Origin of the sequence: Streptomyces coerulescens (assembly GCF_042657965.1) — a bacterium.
Lineage (GTDB): Bacteria > Actinomycetota > Actinomycetes > Streptomycetales > Streptomycetaceae > Streptomyces > Streptomyces coerulescens.
Genome location: NZ_JBHSKM010000054.1, coordinates 1 through 21,327 on the forward strand (window position 1 = coordinate 1; position 21,327 = coordinate 21,327).

The window sequence follows — 21,327 nt, forward strand, 5'->3', positions numbered from 1 at the left end:
GTGAGGGTGGTGGGGGTGGGTGGTGCGTGGTGAGGGTGGTGGGGGTGGGTGGTGCGTGGTGAGGGTGGTGGGTGGTCACGGTGGTGGGCGTCGCGGTGGTGGGGGGACTGGTCGTGCGCGTGGCAGTGGTGTTCCCGGCGGAGCGCCTAGCGTGGGCGGCATGACTTCTGCTGACGTGCACGACGTACGGGATCCGGAACTGCCGGGGCGGCTGCTGGTCGTCGAGCGGGATGCGCTGGTGCCGCTGTTGCGGGGGCGGCCGGCGGCGGACTTCGCGTTGCCGACGGTGGCGTGTCCGGGGTGGTCGGTGCGGGATGTGCTGGCGCACTGCTCGGCCGCGTTGATGCGGGTGGTGGAGAGCCGGTTGGAGGAGGGTGTGTTCTCGCCCGAGGCCAACGACCGGGACATCGCCGAGCGGGCCGACTGGAGTGAGGGGCGGATCGTCGACGAGTTGGAGCGGGGGATGACCGAGGCGGGGCCGGTGATCGCCCGGGCGGGCGGGGCGCTGGACGGCATCGCGCTGGGGGAGTGGGTGCATGCCGGGGATGTGCGGGAGGTGCTGGGGGCGCCGGGGGCGTATGCGGGGGCGGGGTTGCCGGATGCGCTGCGGCTTCTGGCGTGGCTGACTCGGGATCGGCGGCATGTTCCGCTGCATGCGGATCTGGACGATGTCGATGAGCCGGTGCGGTTCGGTGACCTGGCGGCGGGGCGGCCTCCGGCCCGGTACATCGGGGATGGGGCGACGTTGGTGCGGCTGTATGCGGGGCGGTCGGTGGAGGGGGCGGCGGGGTTTGAGCTGGTGGGGGTGGGGCCGAGGGAGCTGAATATTTTCGGGTGAGGAGGGGGTCGGGGCGCGGGGGGTGGCGCCGGCACGTGTTCGTCTGCGGGTGGGTGGGGGTTGGTCGCGCAGTTCCCCGCGCCCCTGGGGGGCTGCAGGTCCGTCGGCCGATTGCTCAGGGTCGGGGGCGGCGCGGATGAGTTCTCGCTGCGGGTGGGTGGGGGTTGGTCGCGCAGTTCCCCGCGCCCCTAGGGGGTTGTCGTCCCGTGGGCTTCATTGGCTGGACTGGGTGTGGGCCGATCTTTGGTGGGCGGCGTAGGGTGGGATTGGACTAGACCTGTTTGGGCTAGACCTTTAGCGTCGTCGAATGCCGAGGAATGGGGTCCCATGAGCAAGCGTGCAGTCCTGGAGGTGATCGCCCTCGGTGTCGAGGACGCGGTCGCCGCCCAGGCCGGAGGTGCGGATCGGCTCGAACTGGTCACCGACATGGCGGCCGACGGGCTGACCCCGCCGGTGGAGACGTTCGCCGGCATCCGTGCCGCCGTCGACATCGACCTGCGCGTGATGCTGCGACTGGCGGACGGGTTCGAGGTGGGAGACGTCGAGCGAGTGGCGCGGACGGCGCGCGCGATGCGGGACGCCGGAGCCGAAGAGTTCGTGCTCGGGTTCCTCGATGCCGACGGCAGGGTCGATCTGGAGGCCGTCGAGCGGGTGGTGGCCGTGCTGGACGGGTGCCGGTGGACCTTCCACCGCGCCATCGACCGGGCCGCCGACCGGGACGCGCTGCGCAAGCAGCTGGACGGGATGCCGGGGCTGGACACCTACCTCACGGCCGGGTCGGCGGAGGGCGTGGACGACGGTCTGCCCACTCTGCTCGCCGAGGCGGAGAGGAGCGGGGAGCCGGGGTACGAGCAGCGGATTCTGGTCGGCGGAGGACTGCGCCTCGACCACGTCCCGACCCTCCTGAACGCCGGCATCAACGCCTTCCACATCGGCGGCGCGGCCAGACCGGAAGGCTGGAACGGCCCGGTATCGGTGACGGCGGTGGCGAAGTGGCGAGCAGCCCTGGACGGCGTCGCGTAGGGGGAGGGAGGAGGCCTGGTCGACCGGGCCCGCCTGCACCCCCTAAGGGGCGCGGGGAACTGCGCGACCAGCCCCCACCTACCCGCGGCCAGAACTCATCCGTGCCACCCCCAGAGCCTGAGCAATCGGCCGACGGGACGACAACCCCCTCAGGGGTGCGGGGAACTGCGCGACCAGCCCCCACTCGCCCGCAGCGAGAACTCATCCGTGCCACCCCCAGAGCCTGAGCAATCGGCCGACGGGACGACAACCCCCTCAGGGGCGCGGGGAACTGCGCGATCAGCCCCCACCTACCCGCGGCCAGAACTCATCCGCGCCACCCCCGACCTACCTACCCTCACCCCAACTGCCCCGGCAACCCCGCCGCATGCGCCACCACCAACCCCGACACCGCCCTCGTCAGCGCGACATACAACCGGCGCAATCCCGTCCGTTCGTCCGGCTCTCCGTCCACCACCGCCTGGGGCTCGTCCAGGACCACGTAGTCGTACTCCAGACCCTTCGCGAGGGACGCGGGGACCAGGGTCAGGCGGGTCTGGTGGGTCGTCTCCTCGCCGGGGGAGAGGTACGTGAGGCCCGCCTCGGTCAGGGCCTCCGACAGCGCCGGAACCCGCGCATCCGCGGCGATCAGGCCGACCGACCCCTCCCGCCGCAGCAACTCCCCGCACGCGTCGACCACTTCGGCCGCCCCCGACACCCCACGGACCTCGAAGAACCCCGGGTTCTCCCGGATCGACGCCACCGGAGCCAGCCCCGGCGCGATGTGAGGAAGGAGACGGGAGGCGTACGCGATCACGTCCGTCGGGACACGGAACCCGGCCGTCAGCTCCTCGATGACCCCCTCCGACTTGCCGAGATGCGCCAGCGCCTCGTCCCAACTGCGCGTCGCCCACGGCGTCGTACCCTGCGCCAGGTCACCGAGGACCGTCGCCGAACCGGTCGTACAGCGCCGTCCCACCGCCCGGTACTGCATGGGGGACAGGTCCTGCGCCTCGTCCAGGACGACATGCCCGAGCGAGGGCGTCCGGGAGACCAGGTCGGTCACCTCGTCGATCAGTACCGCGTCCGCCGCCGACCACTTCGCCGATTTCACCGACCGCACCGGCTTCGCCCACAGGATCGTCTTCTGCTCGTCCCCGGACAGGATCCCGGCGGCGTGTTCGGCCAGGAAGTCCGAGTCCGTCAGCAGCCGCAGCACCAGCTTCGCCGGATCCACCGGCGGCCAGATCGCCTTCACCGCCGCCTTCACCGCACTGTTGCGGGCCACCGCGTCCTGCACCCGGTCGTCCGGCGCCTCCCCCGACCGCTCCATCTGCACCAGCACGGCATGCGCGACACGCTGCGGAAGCGCCTCGCGGGCGGCGCCGTACCGGATGTCCCGGTCCAGCAACTCCCGTACGGTCTCTTCGAGTTCGTACGCCGGAACCCGCCACCGCCGCGATCCCCGTACGACGACCACCGGCTCCGTCGGCATGCTCACATGCGCATAGACCGCGCGCCGCAGCACCTCCGCCATCCTCGCGTCGCCCTTGACGATCGCGGCGGCCGCGTCGTCCGCGCCGCGCACCTCGACATGGGCGACCAGGTCGTCGACCGTGGCCTGGCGGACCGTCAACTCGCCGAGCGCCGGCAGCACCTGCTCGATGTAGTGCAGGAAGGACTTGTTCGGGCCGATGACCAGCGTGCCGGTGCGGGCGAGGCGCTCGCGGTGGGCGTAGAGGAGATAGGCGACCCGGTGGAGGCCGACAGCCGTCTTTCCGGTGCCCGGACCGCCCTGCACGCACACCGTCCCGCCGAGCCCGGACCGTACGATCTCGTCCTGCTCGGGCTGGATCGTCGCCACGATGTCGCGCATCGGGCCGACGCGCGGACGCTCGATCTCCTGCTGGAGCAGCTTGCTGGTGCGGGCCTCCCCGGCGGAGCCGGACAGTGTCACAGCCGCCGGGTCGGAGAGGTGCTCGTCCTCGTACGCCGTGAGATCGCCGCCGGTGTAGCCGAAGCGGCGGCGCAGCGCGATGTCCATCGGGTCCTTCTTGGACGCCCGGTAGAACGGCTGCGACACCGGTGCCCGCCAGTCGATGACCATCGGGTCGCCCTCGGCGTCGTGCACATGCCGGCGCCCGATGTAGAAGCGCTCGCCCTCGGCCCCTTCGGCCTGCTCGGCACCGGGTGCGTGTAGGTAGTCGAGGCGGCCGAAGAACAGCGGGGTGTCGCTGAGGTCGGCCAGCGCCTTGATGCGGTCCTCGATCTGGCGGGCCAGAACCTCGGCGTTGACCCAGTTCGCGGTGACGTCGCTGATGTCGAGGGACTCGACGTCCTCCCGCATGGCGCGCAGGGCGGCACGGGAGCCGGAGAGGTGGGAGCGCTCCCGGGAGAGCGGATCCAGGGGGTCGTCGACGGAAGTGGACAAGGGGGTGCCTCCGGAGGACCTGCGGGGGTGATCGAGAGAGCCGGCCGGTTTCCGTCCGGTCGGCAGCACTCCGTGAACGGAGGCGGGCAAGAGCGGAGATTTTAGGTGAGCGCACGAGACGGACGCCAACGAATTTTTCCCGTCACTTTCCCGCCGTGGACCTTCTCCTCCGACCCTTGGGGGATGCCGCCCTTCCCCTAGGGGACGCGGCCCTCCCCCTTGGGGGTACGCGGTCCGTCCCGAGACGTACGCGGACGGTGTGCGGCTTCGGCCCGCAGGCCGATGCGGCCTTTATGGCCGCGAACGCATCATGGAAGACATGAGCGCAGCAACCATTCACCCAGCCCCCGCGGCCCCCCGCGGAGCGACCGCGCTCCAGGGGAGCCACCGTCATCGCTTCGGCGAAGCCCTGCGCGCCGTCAGGGTGTTCGCAGGTGCGGCCTTCGACGTCATCGTCCTCGGCGAGTACGGAGAGGAAGCGGGCGTCCGCCGTAAGTGACGGCCCGCGTGCAAGTGCCGTCAGCCCGTAAGTGACCGTCCCGGGACGCCCGTCCCGCCCCGCTATCCCTCCGTGAGAATCTCGTCGGCGTCCACGATCCGGTACGCATAGCCCTGTTCCGCCAGGAAGCGCTGGCGGTGGGCGGCGAAGTCCTGGTCGATCGTGTCGCGGGCGACCACCGAGTAGAAGTGCGCCTGGTGGCCGTCGGCCTTGGGGCGCAGGACCCGGCCGAGGCGCTGTGCCTCCTCCTGGCGCGAGCCGAAGGTGCCCGAGACCTGGATGGCGACCGTGGCCTCCGGCAGGTCGATCGAGAAGTTCGCGACCTTGGACACCACGAGGACGCTGATCTCGCCCTCCCGGAACGCGTCGAAGAGCTTCTCGCGCTGCGCGTTGGACGTCTCGCCCTTGATCACGGGGGCGTTCAGATGCTCACCCAGCTCGTCGAGCTGGTCGATGTACTGGCCGATCACCAGGATCTGCTGCCCCGCGAACCGGCGGACGAGGGCCTCGGTGACCTTTCGCTTGGTGTCGGTCGTCGCGCAGAAGCGGTACTTCTCCTCCTGCTCGGCGGTGGCGTACGCCAGCCGCTCGGAGTCGGTGAGGTTGACGCGGACCTCGACGCAGTCGGCGGGCGCGATGTACCCCTGCGCCTCGATCTCCTTCCACGGCGCGTCGAACCGCTTGGGGCCGATGAGCGAGAAGACGTCGGACTCACGGCCGTCCTCACGGACCAGGGTCGCGGTCAGGCCGAGCCGGCGCCGGGCCTGGAGATCGGCGGTGAACTTGAAGACGGGCGCGGGCAGCAGGTGCACCTCGTCGTAAAGGATCAGGCCCCAGTCGCGGGAGTCGAAGAGCTCCAGGTGCGGGTAGACGCCCTTCCGCTTCGTCGTCAGTACCTGGTACGTCGCGATGGTGACGGGCCGGATCTCCTTGCGGGTGCCGCTGTACTCGCCGATCTCGTCCTCCGTCAGCGACGTCCGCTTCACCAGCTCGTGCTTCCACTGGCGGGCCGAGACGGTGTTCGTGACGAGGATGAGCGTGGTCGACTTCGCCTGCGCCATGGACCCGGCGCCGACGAGGGTCTTGCCCGCGCCGCAGGGCAGGACGACCACGCCGCTGCCGCCGTGCCAGAAGTTCTCCACGGCCTGCTTCTGGTAGGGCCGCAGCGCCCAGCCGTCCTCGTTCAGCTCGATCGGGTGCGCCTCGCCGTCGACGTACCCGGCGAGGTCCTCCGCCGGCCAGCCCAGCTTCAGCAGCGTCTGCTTGATCTGTCCGCGCTCGGAGGGGTGCACGGCCACGGTGTCCGGGTCGATCCGGGCCCCGACGAGCGGCGCGATCCGCTTCGAGCGCAGCACCTCCTCCAGCACCGGCCGGTCGGTGGTCGTCAGGACGAGGCCGTGCGTGGGGTGCTTGGAGAGCGTGAGGCGGCCGTAGCGGTCCATCGTGTCGGCGATGTCGACCAGCAGCGCGTGCGGCACGGGGTAGCGGCTGTACGTCACCAGCGCGTCCACGACCTGCTCGGCGTCGTGCCCGGCGGCGCGCGCGTTCCACAGCCCGAGCGGGGTGACCCGGTAGGTGTGGATGTGCTCGGGCGCCCGCTCCAGCTCCGCGAACGCCGCGATCGCCCGACGGCACGCGTCGGCCTGCTCGTGGTCGACCTCCAGGAGCAGGGTCTTGTCCGACTGGACGATCAGTGGTCCGTTCACGTGGGTCCGTCCTTCCGCTCACCACTCGACCAAACGTCCAGTGTGCCTGATCGTTCCCGATCGTTTCCCAAGCCCCGTAGGAGTCCTGCCGGAGTCCTAAAGGATGTCTTTTCATTCCTGTGAGTGGTGTGGTTTCACCTATACGGCGGCGGCTGCGAAGAATGCCGAGCGTGCAGGCCATCGATCGTGAACCGTCCCCGCCGACCACCACCCTCGGATACGCCCTGTTCGCCACCCGCTGGTTGCAGGCGCCGCTCTACTTCGGCCTCGTGGCCGCGCAGGGGGTGTACGTCTACAAATTCTTCAACGAACTCTGGGCCTTAATTCTCCGCTGTGTGACCGGGCAGGCCACCGAGAACTACGTCATGCTCGCCGTGCTCAAGCTCGTCGACGTCGTCATGATCGCGAACCTGCTGATCATGGTGATCGTCGGCGGCTATGAGACCTTCGTCTCCCGCATCGGCCTCCAGGGCCACCGTGACCAGCCCGAATGGCTCTCGCACGTCAACTCCAACGTGCTCAAGGTCAAGCTCGCCACCGCCATCGTGGGCATCTCCTCCGTCCATCTGCTCCAGATGTTCGTGGACGTCCACCGCACCTCGCAGCACTCGCTGCTGTGGGGCACGGTGATCCACATGGCGTTCATCGCGTCCGCGGCGATCCTGGCGTACATGTCCGGGCCGATGGCCGCGCATGCCGAGCGGGCCCATCAGCAGACGCACCACCAGGAGCCCGTCCCCGAGGCGCCCGCCGCGAAGGTCTTCGTGCCGGCGCAGTCCGGCCCGCGCGAGGACGAACCGAGCGCGGAGGAGCGGCTGCGGGCCGCCGGGTTCCCCGCCCGCAAGCTGCTGGAGGACTTCGACTCCGAGCACCCGCGCTCCTTCGACCGCGAGACCGTCGCCCGGCTCGGCAAGCTGGACTTCGTCACCGCCGGACGCAACGTGGTCTTCGTGGGACCGCCCGGCACCGGCAAGACGCATCTCGCCGTCGGGCTCGGGGTGCGGGCCTGCCAGGCCGGGCACTCGGTGCTGTTCGCGAGCGCCGCGCAGTGGGCCGCCCGGCTGGCCGCCGCCCGCGACGCCGGACGGCTCGCGCGGGAGCTGGCCGCGCTCGACGCGCACGCCCTGCTGATCGTCGACGAGGTCGGCTACACGCCCTTCGACCCGGAGACCGCCGCGCTCTTCTTCCAGCTGGTCGCGCACCGCTACGAGCGGGCCTCGCTGATCGTGACCAGCGACCGTCCGCTCGCCCGCTGGGACGAGGTCTTCGGCGGCCCCTCGGCCCTGGCGATGGCGGACCGGCTGGCCCACCACGCCGAGCTCGTACGGATCGAGGGCGAGAGCTACCGGATGCGCCGCGCTACTTCAGCGTGGGCAGACTGACGTTGTTGATCAGCGGTCCTTCGATGGTGAGTCCCTCGGTGACCAGGGACTCCCCGCCGGCCGCCGGGAGCGGCAGCGGCAGTGAAGGGGCCGCGGCGGCCGTCGGCGCGAGGACCGTGACCAGGGCCGCGGCCGCGGCCGCCGAGAGTGCGGCGACGGACAGGGCGGTACGGGTGCGGGCGGTGCGCTCGGAACGCATGGGGCCTCAGAGCCTTTCGGATGGGGGGAGGGCGGGCCGGCCCTGGTTCGCCGGGACCGGCCCCTTGCGGTGCGTCGGACCTGGGGTGCTTCAGACCTGGGGGGTCTCGACGACCAGCCCGGCGATGTCGACGCTGACCGCGGCGGCCTGCGTGGTGAAGCCGCCGATCATCAGGGCCGCGGCGGCCAGGACGGTGGCGAGACGACGCGCTGTGCGCATGGGACAACTACCTCTCTGTTGCGCTCACTTGAGCGTGATCAGGACATCGGGTGGCTGCCCTTCGCCGCGCGACGCAATGCGGAAAGATCCGGAAGGTCCCTCAAGAGTTGGAAAAGCCCGGCGTGGCGTGCATGAGTCGCCGCGTACGCCCGAACGAGTGAGACGCGGGAGGCGGCGAACCTCCGGAGCCGACAGGTCCTGGAGCGGACAGGTCCTGGAGCCGACAGGCCCTAGTCGTCCGCGAGCTCGGCGACGCCGGTGATCCGGTGCAGCGGGTACGTCCGCACCTCGTCCGCGGTGTGGTCGTACGCCGTCACGAAGCCGCCCTCGACCCGCACCGGCGCGATCACCCGCTGACTCGCGGAGCCCTCGGCGTTGACGTACCCGATCCACAGCGATTCGCCGGTCAGGACGGCGGCCTGCATGGTGGCGAGGGTCTCGGCGGACGTGGTGCGGGGCAGGTCGGTCCCGGTCCTCGCGGGGGCCGCCCCGCTCGGCTTGCGTGGTGTCGTGGAGGCGAGGTCGCCCGCGCGGATGGCGCGGATCGCGGCGGCCAGCAGGGTGGCGTCCGGCGTCGGAGGGCCGTCCGGGACCGGCTCGGGGGCGGTGCGCGGCGGGGTGCGGTGGGCGTCGGCGCGGGTGATCAGGACATCGCCCTCGGCCGACTCGGCGGCCGGCGCGAAGCCCATCGCGCGCAGGCCCTCCAGCAGCCCGGCAGGGTCCGCCTGGGCGGCCAGTACGGTCGGCGCGAGGCGGCGCAGCCGCAGTCCGGCGGCCCGCTTGTCGGCGAGGATCTCGTTCAGCACGGCGTCGTCGTCGCAGCGGACGTACGCCGACGCGGCGCCCACCCGCAGATGGCCGTGCTTACGGGCCACGTCGTCGATCAGATACGCCAGCGGCTGCGGCACCGGCGTGCGGGAGTGTTCGGCGAGGAAGGCGTGCAGGTCGGAGGCGCTGCGCCCGGCGTCAAGGGCGCGGCGCACCGAGCCGGGCGTGAACCGGTACACCGTCGCCCCGCCCTTCGACTCGACGTCCGCGAGCACCCCCAGCATGTCGGCGAGCGGCCGCCGCAACGGCCCCGGCGCCACGGCCGTGAGATCGGCCTGGAGCAGGACGTGATCCAGCGGCTCGGGCAGCAGCGGCGCGAGCAGCCGAGCGGCGGCAGCGGACGCGACGGCCTGCTCGGCGGGCGAGAGCGGCTCGGGCGGACCGGCCGGGCGGGGGTGCTCGTGATGGACGGGGAGCTTGTCGCCGGGGCCGGACGAGGTGGTGCCGGGTGGGGCGGAGTGTGTGGGGCTGGTGGTGTCGGGCGGGGGCGAGGCCGAGGGGCCGGCGGTGGACGCCGACGGTGCGCCGGGCGCGAGGGCGGTGTCGCGGGTCGCCGCGGTGGGGCCGGTGGCCGAGGGGCTGGTGGCCGGACCCTGACCGCCTGCGGCCGGGCCCTGACCTCCCGCGGCCGGGCCGGTGGCCGACGGGCCGGGCGCCCGGCCCCGGCCGCCCGCCTTCGCGGCCGACTCCGCGGTGGGTGCCCCCAGCAGCGCCCGCCCGTGCGCCGACAGCGCTCCCCGGCCCGTCACGCCCAGCAGCTCCGCCTCGGTCAGGGTCCACCGGGCGAGGCGGGTGCGCAGGTCGTCCTCGCGCTGGGGGCCGCGCAGCGGGCGCTCCCAGCGCAGCCGCGCCAGTACCGACTCGGCCGACGGGGACGCGCCCTGCGGCAGTCCGGCGAGCAGGGTGAGCACCCGGTGCCGCACCTCGGGCGCGGCGGAGCGGTCCAGGCCGGGGCCCAGCGCCGACAACGTACGGTCCTTGGCGTCCCGCCCGCCGACCACGCCCGCCGTCCGCGTCGCCGCCAGCCACGCGTCCGCCAGTCGGGCCCAGCGCTCGGCGGCGGGCTGTTCCCGCCACTCGTCGTAGGCGGGCGTCGCCGCGAACCGCTCGTCGGCCTCGCCGTCGGAGGCCAGCAGACCCGCCGCGTAGGCGAGTTCGGTCCAGAAGGCGGCGACGGGTTCGGGCACGTCGAGGGCGACGGCGGTCCGCTTCAGGTCACGCACGCTGAGGCCGCCCGCGCGCAGCACCGCGGGCCCGCCCTCGTCCCAGTCCTTCAGCAGCTCCTCGACGGTGGCCAGCGCGGTGTACGCCTGCCCGGCCGCGGTGGTGTCCACGACCCGTGGACTGTGCGTGGAGGCCGGCTCGACGGGCGGCGGCAGTGGATCGGTGGCCCGGTGGGCGCGGCCGGCCCGCAGATGCAGGGCCACTTCGCGGGGGAGTACGACCGTGCCGGGCGCCGTCGGAAGGAGGAGGCCGCGGTCGAGGAGCCAGCGCAGGCGGGCGGCCGGGTCGGCGGTGACCTGGCCGTACGGCGGCCCCCAGACCAGGCGGGCGAGGACCTCCCGGGACTCCTCAGGGGCGTCGGCGAGCAGGGCCGTCATACGCCGGCGGTCGGTGAACAGCGCGGTGAGCGCCGACACGGCGGACACCGCGTCGTGCGTCGAGGGCAGCCCGGCCGTGGTGACGATCTCCTGGATCCGGCCCGGCGACATCCCGGCCGTCGCCTCCTGCACGGTCGGCCCGAGGCCCGTCGGCGAGGGGTGCTGCGGGGACGGGGTGAGCAGCTCGCGTGCCGTGCGCACCAGGCGCAGCCGGTCGTCGGTGCCCCACACCAGGGCCTGCTCGCGCAGGGTGCCGAGCGCGTGCGGCAGCGCCGCGGTGACCGCCGCGTCGCCCTCGTCGCCGGCCATCAGGGCGAGCAGTTCGTCGTACGTCGCCGGGTCCGCCGCCACGGCCAGCGCCTCCGCCGTCTGCAGTGCGAAACGGTCCAGCCGCTCCAGGGCGCGTACCACGGAGGCCCGGGTACCGGCGCGGGTCGCCAGCTGGGTGAGGTCGGTCGGGACGGGGGTGATGAGGTCGGGCCGGCTGCGCAGAAGCACGGTCAGCGAGGCGTCGTCCCGCACGCGGAGATCCTCCGCGAGGGAACGGGGCGGTGTGGCCGGGTCGCTCATCCTGCCCACGTTAGCGGGTCGCCTCCGGCGGCCGGGCCCATGACTGCGGGGTCGGATCGGGCCCCCCGGGCGAACAGAACGTTTCGCAGATGGCCCCGGGATGAACATCGTCCGGAGGATTCCGGTGCCCCTGGCAACACCTCGCCCCCACTGGTCACCCTGGGCTCCCGGTCAACTACTTCACGGCTCAAGGGAATTGGGGGAGGCCATGAGCGAGCAGGCCGAGCAGTGGATCGCGATCCTGAGTCTGGCGTTTCCCGTCGCCGCGTTCCTGTGGGAGTTCGCCATCGTCGGCCGCAAGCGGCTCGGCTACCGGGTGCAGATGGACACGCTCGCCGCGGACGCCGCCGACAAGCCGTACGCCGATGTGCTCGGAGACATGCGGCACGACGGCCACCAGCTCAAGGATCCCTCGTTCGTCCTGCTGCGGATCGAGAACGCCGGCTCGACCAAGATCGTCTCCGACGACTACCTCGCGGACCCGGCCGACCCCTACGGCATCAAGGTCACCTTCCGCGACCGCCGCGTCGCCGCCGTGGTCCTCACCGACCCGAGCAACAACGCGCTGCGCGACTTCTTCTTCGAGGAGATGACGGAAGGCGACAGCGTCCGCACCGTCGCCAAGCCCGGCTTCCGCCGCAACAACAACGCGGGGGACCGCACCGGCGTCATCCGGCTGCCGAAGGTGACGCTGCCCCGAGGCGCCGAGTACAAGGTGCTCGTCGTGCTGGAACGCTGGCCCGAGGACATGAGTACCGACCCCTTCCCGGACCCCGTCGTCCAGGGCACCGACGGACAGGAGCGCTGGTACGACCCGCTGATGCGGCTGCTGAGGCTGAAGGCGACCAGGACCGAGAGCCATGTCTTCGCCTCCCGGCCCGCCTGGTGGGTCATCTGGATCCTGATCGCGGCCGTCGCCGTACAGGCCAACTTCACGCTCTTCGTCCGCGACGACAAGCGGCCCCCGCTGGACTGCGTCGAGGGCACCCTGCGTCTGCACGGCTCCACCGCCTTCGCCCCCGCGGTCAGGGCCGCCGCCGAGGACTACCTCAAGCGGTGCGACGGCGCCGATGTGCACATCCCGCTCGCCGACGACACCTTCAAGGGCAGCACCGACGGTGTCACCGACCTCGACAAGGCCGGCCGGGAGGCCGGGGTCCCGGTCGGCGAGGGCCTGCGCGACCACATCGCCTTCACCGACGGCCTCGCCTCCGACGGCCACCCCCGGCTGATCCCCAAACCCGTCGCGCTCTCCGTCTTCACCCTCGTCGTCAACAAGGACGCGGGCGTGGAGAACCTGAAACTCGACCAGATTCGGGACGTCTTCGCGGGCCGCGTCCAGAACTGGTCCGATGTCGGCGGCAACGACGTACCGGTCCACCTCGTCAACCGCGACCCCGGCTCGGGCACCCGCAGCACCCTCGTCGCCAAGGTCCTCGGCGGCAAGGAACCGCCCCAGTTCACCGAGACCGACTGTGCCGCCCTCGACCCGAAGCGGTACGGGCGCTGCGAGGTCACCAGCACGGACACCATGCTGAACACCACCGCCTCGACCCCCGGCGCCGTCGGCTACAGCGAGGCCACCGCCGTGGACGGCCACGGGGCCGCCGACGGGCTGGTCAAGGTCACGATCGACGGCAGGCGACCGACCGCCGAGGGCGTCGGGGACGCCAACTATCCGTACTGGCAGACCGAGTTCGCCTACACCTACCGCGAGGCCCCGGCCGGCTCCGTCGCCGCGGCCTTCCTGAACTTCCTCACCCAGCAGAGCGGCCGCGACATCCTCCGCGATCATGGCCACGGCCTGTGCTCCGAAGTGCAGAACTCGGGCGAGTGCCGCCCCGCCTGACCCACCTCACCTGTCCTGTCCTGCGCTAACGTCGTCCCACCGGGCATCCAACGCACCCACCCCGGAGGGGACTTCGTGGGGATCGAGAGCGACCAGGTCGTCTACGAGTATCTGAGCCGCGTCGGCGACGTGGCGCAGCAACGGCAGCTGCCGTCGTCCACCCGCATGCGCCTGGTGAACGAACTGCGCGGCGAGATCGACCGGCGGCGTGCCAAGGCCCCGGTCGACAGCCCCGCCGCCGTCCGCCGCATCATCGCCCGCCTCGGCACCCCGGACGAGGTCGTCACGGCCGCCGGGGGCACCGCCTCCGGGGGAGGCACCGCCCCCGTCCCGCAGGCGCCGGTGGCCCCCGTGCCCGCACAGCCCACGGGCCGGGACGCGGAGGCCGACGAGCGGCGCCGCAAGGGCCTGCGCCGGATCGTGCCGCGCCCGCGCCCCGCCGAGCCCCCGGCCCGCGACGACGCGCCCCCGCCGCCCCATCTCGCCAGTACCGCGGACCTCGGCGACAGCGCGCTCCAGCCGGACTGGTGGCGGGTCGACAGCAGCTCCTTCGGCCCCGGCGAGGACGTGCCGGGATTCGTCGGCGGCATCGAGATCCCGGAGATGCTCAGGCGCCCGCCCGCGAAGGACGAGGCGGGGCTCCGCAAGAAGAAGCCCGCCGAGGAGCCGGACCCGGCCGCGGTCGAGCAGGCCGAGGAGGAGGCCGAGCCGAAAACCCGCCGCCGCCTCGCCCTCCCCTCCGGCCGCTGGAGCAACCCCCTCCTGCTCATCGCCGCCGCCCTGCTCGTCGCCGGCGCGGTCCTCGGCAACCTCCTCGCCCTGCTCTTCGGCTGGCTCATCGCCTGGGGCTCGCGCCGGCTGACCGACACCGAGACCAAATGGGCGGTGATCATCCTCCCCGCCCTCTCCCTCACCGCCGGCGTGGTCTGGCTCTGGGGCCGCACCAACGACCGCTGGGGCACCCCCATCCCCGAGGGCCACACGAACGCGGCCATCGCCGAGACCTGGCCCTGGGTACTACGGGGCGCGGCGCTGGCATCGGCGTTGTTCATCGTCTGGCGGTCCCAGAAGCAGCGGTAACTCCCGGCCGTGGCGAGGCGGCCCACCTGAGGGGCGCGGACCGTGTCGATGTGCGGGCTCCGCCGGAAGCGCCCTGAAGGGGCGCGGGGAACTGCGCGACAAGCCACGCATCACCCGCAGCCGCCGTACGACGAGCAGCCCCGAGCCACTGGGCGCACATCACACCCACCCGGCGTCTGCCCGCAGACCGACCTGGGCACAATGGCCCATATGGCATTCACCGTCGGCTTCGACCTGGACATGACCCTCATCGACTCCCGCCCCGGCATCCACGCCTGCTACACGGCGCTGGCCGAGCTGACGGGCACGTACATCGACGCCGACCTGGCGATCACCCGCCTCGGCCCACCGCTGGAGGAGGAGCTGATCAACTGGTTCCCGGCGGAGCAGGTCGCGGGGATCGCCGACCGGTACCGCGAGATGTACCCGACGATCGCCATCGCCGCGACCCCCGCCCTGCCCGGCGCCCGCGAGGCGATAGCCGCCGTGCGCGAGGCGGGCGGCCGCGCGATCGTCGTCACCGCCAAGTACGAGCCGAACGCCAAGCTGCACCTGGAGCACCTCGGCATCGCCCCGGACGCGGTCATCGGCAACCTCTGGGCGGAGCAGAAGGCGGAGGCCCTGCGCGAGTACGGCGCGCGCGTCTACGTCGGCGACCACCAGGGCGACATCCGCGCCGCCCGTGCCGCCGGCACCCTGGCCGTCACCGTGGCGACCGGGCCGTACAGCGCCGATGAACTCGGCGCGCTCGGCGCCGACGTGGTCCTCGCGGATCTCACGGAGTTCCCGGACTGGCTCACCGGCTACCTCGAGGCGCCGCGCGCCTGACGCCTTCCGGCCGCGATCGAACGGAACACTCCGGCACCGGCCACGAGGAATCCGACGCCCATCAACATGCTCAGTCCGAACATGTAGGTAGGAAATGGCGTCGTGCCGAGCAGGAACGGGGCCACTGTGACCAGAGTGGCCACAGCACCGATGAAGAACACGACCGCACCGGCACGGATCAGTCGGTCGCCGGGAGCGGCGGAATTCGTTTGGGTTTTGTCAGGCACCGGACCAGGGTAGTTCCCTGCGCGAGGGAACTACCGGGCGACGTCTTGTCACCCGCCCGGGGACCATTAGCCTTGGTACCGGCGGGTCGTGGTCGACCCGCTGTAGTGCTATCAAGAGCCGTTTTCAGAAGCAGTTTTCCGACGAGTACGAGGACGAGGACAGACGTGCCTACCGGCAAGGTCAAGTGGTTCAACAGTGAGAAGGGCTTCGGCTTTCTCTCCCGCGACGACGGCGGTGACGTCTTCGTCCATTCCTCGGTCCTCCCCGCCGGAGTAGACGGACTCAAGCCGGGACAGCGGGTGGAGTTCGGCGTCGTCGCCGGTCAGCGCGGTGACCAGGCGCTGTCGGTCGTCATTCTCGATCCGACCCCGTCCGTGGCGGCCGCCCAGCGCAAGAAGCCGGACGAGCTGGCGTCCATCGTCCAGGATCTGACGACCCTCCTCGAGAACATCACGCCGATGCTGGAGCGGGGCCGCTATCCCGAGAAGACCGCCGGCAAGAAGATCGCCGGTCTGCTGCGCGCGGTCGCCGACCAGCTCGACGTATAGAGCGAGGATCCGCCGGGAACCTGGCGGATCCCCGGTATTCCTAGAGGAAATCCAGTGCACCCGGGCCGAGGGGCGGTACCAGTCCCTCGGCCGCCGCACGCGTGAGCAGTCCGCGTACGGCCGCATAGCCGTCCTCGCCGAGGCCGGCCGTGAACTCGTTGACGTACAGGCCGATGTGCTGGTCCGCGACGGCCGGGTCCATCTCCTGGGCGTGCTCCATGACGTAGGGGCGGGAGGCCTCGGGGTCGTCCCAGGCGGCGCGCACCGACGTACGGATGGCGTCCGCGAGCCCCCGCAGTGTCGCGGCGCCCAGCGACCGCTTGGCGATGATCGCCCCGAGCGGGATCGGCAGTCCGGTGGTGTCCTCCCAGTGCTCGCCCATGTCGGCGAGCTTATGGAGCCCGTAGTTCCGGTACGTGAACCGCGCCTCGTGGATGACGAGTCCCGCGTCGACCTTCCCGTCCCGCACCGCGGGCATGATCTCGTGGAACGGCAGCACCACGATCTCGCCGACCCCGCCGGGGACGGTGTCCGCCGCCCACAGCCGGAACAGCAGATACGCCGTCGACCGCTCGCTCGGCACCGCGACCGTGCGGCCCGTCAGATCGACCCCCGCCTCCCGCGTCAGCACCAGCGGCCCGCACCCCCGGCCCAGCGCGCCGCCGCAGGGCAGCAGCGTGTACTCGTCGAGGACGTACGGCAGCACGGCGTACGACACCTTCAGTACGTCGAACTCGCCGCGCTCGGCCATGCCGTTGGTGATGTCGATGTCCGCGAAGGTGACGTCGAGCGCGGGGGCGCCGGGGACGCGGCCGTGGGCGAGGGCGTCGAAGACGAAGGTGTCGTTCGGGCAGGGGGAGTACGCGATCTTCAACGGCTCACCGGTCATGTGGGTTCCAACTCTCCAGTACGGGCGCGAGCTTCCCGAATCCGTCCGCCAGGGCGGCCAGCGCGTCGCCGATGCGCCACGCGGCGCGGTCGCGGGGGCCCACCGGGTTGGAGATCGCGCGCAGTTCCAGCACCGGCGTGCGGTGCGCGGCGGCGGCCTCGGCGACGCCGAAGCCCTCCATGGCCTCGGCCAGGGCGGTGGGATGGCGCTCCCGCAGCCACGCTGCGCGCACAGCCGTACCGGTCACGGTGGAGACGGTCAGTACGGCGCCGGGGCGCCCGCCGGTGGCGGCCGCGACCTCTCGTACGAGTGCTTCCGGCGGACGGTGGGTGACGGTGCCGAAGCCCAGCTCGGTGACCGCCAGGAAGCCGTCGGGGGTCTCGGCGCCGAGGTCGGCGGCCGTGATCTCGTCGGCGACGACGAGGGAGCCGACGGGGGCGTCGGGGCCGAAGCCGCCCGCGATGCCGGCCGAGACGACAAGGTCGTAGGGGGTGCCTTCGAGGGCGGCCCTGGTGAGGGCCGAGGCCGTGGTGGCGGCGGCGAGCGCGGGGCCGACGCCGGCGGCGATCACCTCGGCGCCGGGCGGTGCGAACGCGCCGGCCACCGCGTCCCGCTCGGCGGGGACCGCGGTGGCCACGAGGACACGTACGACAGACGTGGTCAGCTGTCCTTTTCCAGCTTGAAGGACCACAGACCCGTCACGTTCTGCTCGCCCTCCTTGATGGAGACCAGCGTGGAGTCGCCGCTGGCGCCGTACTGGGCGTTGAAGAACACGCTGCCCGGGACGGTCCGGTAGGTCTTGGTGCTGGAGTCGGTGAGCGGCTGGCCGTTCATCAGGATCGTCCAGCCCTCGTCGGCGATGTCCGGGTCGACACCGAAGCGCACGGTGTCGTCGGGGTCCACCTTGATGGACTCGATGTCCTTGTTCTTCAGGCACTCGGCCAGGTCCGTGGTCTTCAGGGGTTCACCCTCACCACCGCAGGTGGCCTCCGAGTGCACGGAGGAGGTGCCGACGGTGACCGTGGCCAGCGGCGTCGGCTTGTCGCAGGCCGACAGGACGAGCAGTCCGGCGGAAACGGCGCCGGCGGCGGCGAGCGCGCGGCGGCGTCGCACAACGGATTGCAGCGTGGTCATGGGCGAAGGCTATCGGGCGCGTGTGACGGTCCGACTACGTGGGGGGCGGCGTGCCGTACGTCACGAGGGTGCCGGGACGTACGTCACGAGGACGCCGGGGGGTATGCCGGGAATGCGCCTGAACGGGTCAGGTCACCCGTGGGCGCGCATGGCCGCCGTGCCGGGCCGAGCCGAGCAGGCCCTTGACGGTGGTCAGCCAGCCCGTGGCGACGATCGCGGCGCCGACCAGCAGCCCCAGCGAGCCGCGCAGCGGCAGCACGATGCCGATGGCGCCGCCGAGCACCCAGCACACCTGGAGCAGCGTCTCGGAGCGCGCGAAGGCCGACGTACGCACCAGCTCCGGCACGTCCCGCTGGATCAGCGCGTCCAGCGACAGCTTGGCCAGCGCCTGCGCGAACCCGGCGACCGCGGCCAGGCCCGCCACCATGACGGCGCCGAAGAAGGCCGCGGCCGTGATGGCCACGGCCAGCACGAAGCCGACGACGGTCACGATGATGATCTCCGGTGCCCGGGACCTCAGCCACGCCCCGACGGCCGTACCCAGCGCGTTGCCCGTGCCGGCCGCGACCGCGACTATGCCCAGCGACACGGCTGCGCTCTGGCCGGACATCGGGTGCTCGCGGAGCAGGAACGCGAGGAAGAAGATCAGGAAGCCGGTGAGGCAGCGGATGGAGCAGTTGGCGGCGAGGGCGTGGGTGACGGCGATGCCGACCGTGCGCAGCCCGGGCCGCTTGACCGGCCGGCGGTGCGGCCCGTGCAGATGCTGCTCGTCCGCCGCGAGCAGCGCGGTGTCCTCGCCCTTGGCCACGTCGACCTTGTGCGGCAGCGTGAACGACAGGAACGTACCGGCGATGAAGATCACGAAGGCGCCGTACAGCGGCCAGCGCGGCCCGATCGCCTGGAGCCCCGCGCCGATGGGCGCGGCGATGCCGGTGGCGAGGAGGCCGCCCAGGGTGACCCGGGAGTTCGCCTTCACCAGGGAGAAGCGGGGTGGCAGCAAACGGGGGACCACGGCGCTTCTGACCACGCCGTACGCCTTCGAGGCGACCAGCACCCCGAGCGCTGCCGGATAGAGCTGGAGATCGCCGCTGACGACGGCGCTGGACAGGACCAGGGCGAGCAGCGCCCTGGCCAGCATCGCGCCCGCCATGGCCGCGCGGCGGCCGTGCGGGAGACGGTCCAGGAGTGGGCCGATCACGGGGGCGAGGAGCGTGAAGGGCGCCATCGTGATGCCGAGGTAGAGCGCGACGCGCCCGCGGGCCTCGTCGGTGGGGACCGAGAAGAACACGGTGGAGGCGAGCGCGACGGTGATCATCATGTCCCCGGCGCCGTTCACGCCGTGGAGCTCGATCAGCTTGCCGAGGCCGGACTCGCCCGCGCCCTGCGCGTGCGTGGCCTTGCGGATGCCGCGCGCCGGACCGGTGAGCGGGAAGTGCAGGGCACGGCCCACCGCGCGGAGGGAGCCGCCCATCCGGCCCGTTCCGCCACCTCGACCCCGGCCGCCCTTGGCCCCACCGACACCGGTGGCTCCTTGGGGCGGCCTCGCGGTTGCCACGACGCAATAGTGCCCCGAGATGGGGGTGCGTAGTGCGGTTACGGCGCGTATGGAGGGCAAGCTCTCATGGTCTGCGGGCAGCGCGGAGCGCCGAGAAGCAACGTCGGTGTAGGCCCAGCGCCCGCGAACAGGTAGCGTGCGTATCTCAGCCATCCCGCACAATGGATGACGTAGGTGCGCCCGAGCGCGATTCGGACGCGGACGTCGACGCGGCCCACAGGTCCGCTCCGTTCGCTCCGCCGCCTTCAGGCAGCCGCACCCGAGAGACGGCGTAGGAGAGAAGCGATACCTGTGAGCGCAGCGACAACGCGAAGCCGCACCCCCGACCGTCTGTGCGCCGAGGCGGTCGACCTCGCCCGCAGTGCCGCCGAGGAGGCCGCCGCGCCCGGCGTGGTGGGTGAGCACGCGGGCCTGCTGTCCGAAGGCGACCGGGTTGTCACGCACTACTTCGAGTGCAAGGAACTCGGGTACCGCGGCTGGCGCTGGGCGGTGACGGTGGCGCGGGCGTCGCGGGCGAAGTTCGTGACCCTGGACGAGGTGGTCCTGCTCCCCGGCCCCGACGCCCTCCTCGCCCCCGAGTGGGTGCCCTGGAGCGAGCGCCTGCGGCCCGGCGACATGGGCCCCGGCGACCTGCTGCCCACGGACGCCGAGGACCTGCGCCTGGAGCCCGGCTACTCCGGCGAGGACGAGCCGGTGCCGAACTCGCCCGTCTCGCACGAGATGGCGGAACTGGTCGAGGCGGAGGACGCGGAGGTCACCGCGGGCGCCCCCGCGAACCTGCCGGTGGCCCCCTCCCGCGGCTCGATCACGTCGGTGGCGGAAGAACTCGGCATGCGCCGGGCCCGCGTCCTGTCCCGCTACGGCCTGCACGTCGCCGCGGACCGCTGGGAGGAGTCCTACGGCGCCAAGACCCCCATGGCCCAGGCGGCCCCGGCGTCCTGTGTGACGTGCGGCTTCCTGACCCCCATCGGCGGCTCCCTCGGCCAGGCCTTCGGCGTCTGCGCCAATGAGTTCTCCCCGGCGGACGGCCGGGTCGTGTCCCTGACGTACGGCTGCGGCGGCCACTCGGAGGCCGCGGTCATGCCCAAACCGCCCCGCCCTGCTCCGCCGGTGATCGACGAGACCCGGGTGGACCCGTTCCCGCTGCGACCGGCGGCGGACTCGGGCTCGGTGTCGCTGGGCGCGGACGAGGACTCGGCGGAGCTGGGGCACTCGTAGAGGTCGTAGAGGTCAGGGCACGAGGTTCCTGAGGTCGATGTCGGCCGAGAAGGGGACGGCGACCTTCAGGCGCTCACGGTGAATTCCGGTGGCCACATACGCGCCGGTCATGGTGTCGAGTTCGTAGGTGTGGACGGTGGGGAGGCCGGCCTCGTCCTCGACGCGCCAGAAGTGGGGGATCCTGGCCTGTGCGTACTTGAAGGGCTTCAGGGACCGGTCGCGGTCCACGGACTCCTCCGAGACGACCTCGATGACCAGGGCGACGTCGGCGGGTGCGTACCAGGTGCGGTCGGGGTCGTATGCGGCGGTGGTGACCAGGATGTCGGGCTCCGGGCGGCTCTTCTTGTCGAGCCGGACGGTCATCTCGCGCTCGACCTCGAACCCGGTCGGTGTTGCTTGTTCCAGGGCGAGAGTAAGCCTCTGCACGAGCCGGGAGTGCCAGGACCGCTGCGGCGACATCATGAAGATCAGGGCTCCGTCGATGAGTTCGGTGTGCCGCGGTGCCTGCGGGAGGTGGTCGAGGTCGTCCGCTTCCCAGCCGCTCGGCCTGGGCGGGATCATCCAGTCGGGGAGTTCGGCGGTCACGGCTTCCTCCAGGCGCTTCCAGGGAGCGGCGGTCTGGGGCCTTGATCCCGGATCACGGACACGGCCCGAACACCTGGCGTCAGCGTAATTGATGGTGGTTCCCCGAGCGGGGCCTGATACCCGGCCGTCGGGAACGGG

General features: G+C 72.0%; 20 protein-coding genes. 9 read left to right on the top strand and 11 right to left on the bottom strand.

Annotated elements, in window-relative coordinates; genetic code table 11:
- Positions 1-160: 160 nt before the first annotated feature.
- Both ACFPQ9_RS44205 and ACFPQ9_RS44210 read left to right on the top strand, forming a co-directional pair.
- Positions 161-838: a maleylpyruvate isomerase family mycothiol-dependent enzyme gene (locus ACFPQ9_RS44205; protein ID WP_380866094.1), complete on the top strand. Its 678-nt coding sequence runs from the start codon at positions 161-163 to the stop codon at positions 836-838.
- A 327-nt stretch (positions 839-1,165) separates the two neighbouring features.
- Positions 1,166-1,861 (top strand): copper homeostasis protein CutC, encoded by a 696-nt coding sequence (locus tag ACFPQ9_RS44210; RefSeq protein ID WP_380866095.1) that lies wholly within the window; start codon positions 1,166-1,168, stop codon positions 1,859-1,861.
- 337 nt (positions 1,862-2,198) lie between these two features.
- Here ACFPQ9_RS44210 and ACFPQ9_RS44215 read toward each other — a convergent pair whose 3' ends face one another.
- Positions 2,199-4,271 (bottom strand): HelD family protein, encoded by a 2,073-nt coding sequence (locus tag ACFPQ9_RS44215; protein WP_380866096.1) that lies wholly within the window; start codon positions 4,269-4,271, stop codon positions 2,199-2,201.
- A gap of 319 nt (positions 4,272-4,590) precedes the next feature.
- Here ACFPQ9_RS44215 and ACFPQ9_RS44220 point away from each other — a divergent pair, with 319 nt between their 5' ends.
- The gene (locus ACFPQ9_RS44220; RefSeq protein ID WP_380866098.1) at positions 4,591-4,770 is read left to right on the top strand and encodes a hypothetical protein; all 180 of its coding nucleotides are present in this window, start codon (positions 4,591-4,593) and stop codon (positions 4,768-4,770) included.
- A 62-nt stretch (positions 4,771-4,832) separates the two neighbouring features.
- On the opposite strand, the gene ACFPQ9_RS44225 is transcribed toward ACFPQ9_RS44220, so the two are convergent.
- Entirely contained in the window at positions 4,833-6,476 is a 1,644-nt protein-coding gene (locus ACFPQ9_RS44225; protein ID WP_380866099.1) for a DNA repair helicase XPB, read from the bottom strand.
- Between the two features lie 161 nt (positions 6,477-6,637).
- Between ACFPQ9_RS44225 and istB the strand changes: the two genes are divergently transcribed.
- Positions 6,638-7,858 carry an IS21-like element helper ATPase IstB gene (gene istB / locus ACFPQ9_RS44230; RefSeq protein WP_380866101.1) on the top strand — a complete coding sequence of 407 codons (1,221 nt, stop codon included), beginning with the start codon at positions 6,638-6,640 and terminating at the stop codon, positions 7,856-7,858.
- Here istB and ACFPQ9_RS44235 read toward each other — a convergent pair.
- The 3 genes from ACFPQ9_RS44235 to ACFPQ9_RS44245 form a co-directional block, all read right to left on the bottom strand.
- Complete coding sequence (locus tag ACFPQ9_RS44235) at positions 7,836-8,057, bottom strand: hypothetical protein (RefSeq protein ID WP_380866103.1); 222 nt, start codon at positions 8,055-8,057, stop codon at positions 7,836-7,838. The genes istB and ACFPQ9_RS44235 overlap by 23 nt on opposite strands.
- Positions 8,058-8,147: 90 nt before the next feature.
- Positions 8,148-8,276, bottom strand: coding sequence for a hypothetical protein (locus ACFPQ9_RS44240; RefSeq protein WP_380866105.1), 129 nt, complete (start codon positions 8,274-8,276; stop codon positions 8,148-8,150).
- A 230-nt stretch (positions 8,277-8,506) separates the two neighbouring features.
- Positions 8,507-11,275, bottom strand: coding sequence for a helicase-associated domain-containing protein (locus ACFPQ9_RS44245; RefSeq protein ID WP_380866106.1), 2,769 nt, complete (start codon positions 11,273-11,275; stop codon positions 8,507-8,509).
- 208 nt (positions 11,276-11,483) lie between these two features.
- Between ACFPQ9_RS44245 and ACFPQ9_RS44250 the strand changes: the two genes are divergently transcribed.
- The 3 genes from ACFPQ9_RS44250 to ACFPQ9_RS44260 all read left to right on the top strand — a co-directional run bounded on the left by ACFPQ9_RS44250 (position 11,484) and on the right by ACFPQ9_RS44260 (position 15,032).
- Positions 11,484-13,124: a substrate-binding domain-containing protein gene (locus ACFPQ9_RS44250; RefSeq protein WP_380866108.1), complete on the top strand. Its 1,641-nt coding sequence runs from the start codon at positions 11,484-11,486 to the stop codon at positions 13,122-13,124.
- Positions 13,125-13,199: 75 nt separating this feature from the next.
- On the top strand, positions 13,200-14,204 hold the full coding sequence (locus ACFPQ9_RS44255) for a hypothetical protein (protein WP_380866110.1): 1,005 nt from the start codon (positions 13,200-13,202) through the stop codon (positions 14,202-14,204).
- 201 nt (positions 14,205-14,405) lie between these two features.
- On the top strand, positions 14,406-15,032 hold the full coding sequence (locus ACFPQ9_RS44260; protein WP_380866112.1) for an HAD family hydrolase: 627 nt from the start codon (positions 14,406-14,408) through the stop codon (positions 15,030-15,032).
- Here the strand turns inward: ACFPQ9_RS44260 and ACFPQ9_RS44265 are convergent.
- Positions 15,008-15,259, bottom strand: coding sequence for a hypothetical protein (locus ACFPQ9_RS44265; RefSeq protein ID WP_380866113.1), 252 nt, complete (start codon positions 15,257-15,259; stop codon positions 15,008-15,010). The genes ACFPQ9_RS44260 and ACFPQ9_RS44265 overlap by 25 nt on opposite strands.
- 165 nt (positions 15,260-15,424) lie before the next feature.
- Between ACFPQ9_RS44265 and ACFPQ9_RS44270 the strand changes: the two genes are divergently transcribed.
- On the top strand, positions 15,425-15,808 hold the full coding sequence (locus tag ACFPQ9_RS44270; RefSeq protein ID WP_107906050.1) for a cold-shock protein: 384 nt from the start codon (positions 15,425-15,427) through the stop codon (positions 15,806-15,808).
- 40 nt (positions 15,809-15,848) lie between these two features.
- On the opposite strand, the gene ACFPQ9_RS44275 is transcribed toward ACFPQ9_RS44270, so the two are convergent.
- From ACFPQ9_RS44275 to ACFPQ9_RS44290, 4 genes are all read right to left on the bottom strand, one after another.
- A complete protein-coding gene (locus ACFPQ9_RS44275) occupies positions 15,849-16,697 on the bottom strand; it encodes a 1,4-dihydroxy-6-naphthoate synthase (RefSeq protein ID WP_380866115.1) in 849 nt (282 codons plus the stop codon).
- Positions 16,687-17,334: a futalosine hydrolase gene (locus ACFPQ9_RS44280; protein ID WP_380866117.1), complete on the bottom strand. Its 648-nt coding sequence runs from the start codon at positions 17,332-17,334 to the stop codon at positions 16,687-16,689. The genes ACFPQ9_RS44275 and ACFPQ9_RS44280 overlap by 11 nt, the downstream gene beginning before the upstream one ends.
- Positions 17,335-17,357: 23 nt before the next feature.
- Positions 17,358-17,831 carry a DUF2771 domain-containing protein gene (locus ACFPQ9_RS44285; RefSeq protein WP_380866119.1) on the bottom strand — a complete coding sequence of 158 codons (474 nt, stop codon included), beginning with the start codon at positions 17,829-17,831 and terminating at the stop codon, positions 17,358-17,360.
- Between the two features lie 127 nt (positions 17,832-17,958).
- The gene (locus tag ACFPQ9_RS44290) at positions 17,959-19,386 is read right to left on the bottom strand and encodes an MFS transporter (protein WP_380866121.1); all 1,428 of its coding nucleotides are present in this window, start codon (positions 19,384-19,386) and stop codon (positions 17,959-17,961) included.
- Positions 19,387-19,677: 291 nt separating this feature from the next.
- On the opposite strand from ACFPQ9_RS44290, the gene ACFPQ9_RS44295 reads away from it, so the two are divergent.
- Positions 19,678-20,604, top strand: coding sequence for a DUF3027 domain-containing protein (locus ACFPQ9_RS44295; protein ID WP_380866122.1), 927 nt, complete (start codon positions 19,678-19,680; stop codon positions 20,602-20,604).
- A gap of 12 nt (positions 20,605-20,616) precedes the next feature.
- Here ACFPQ9_RS44295 and ACFPQ9_RS44300 read toward each other — a convergent pair whose 3' ends face one another.
- On the bottom strand, positions 20,617-21,165 hold the full coding sequence (locus tag ACFPQ9_RS44300; RefSeq protein ID WP_380866194.1) for a Uma2 family endonuclease: 549 nt from the start codon (positions 21,163-21,165) through the stop codon (positions 20,617-20,619).
- Between the last annotated feature and the right edge of the window lie 162 nt (positions 21,166-21,327).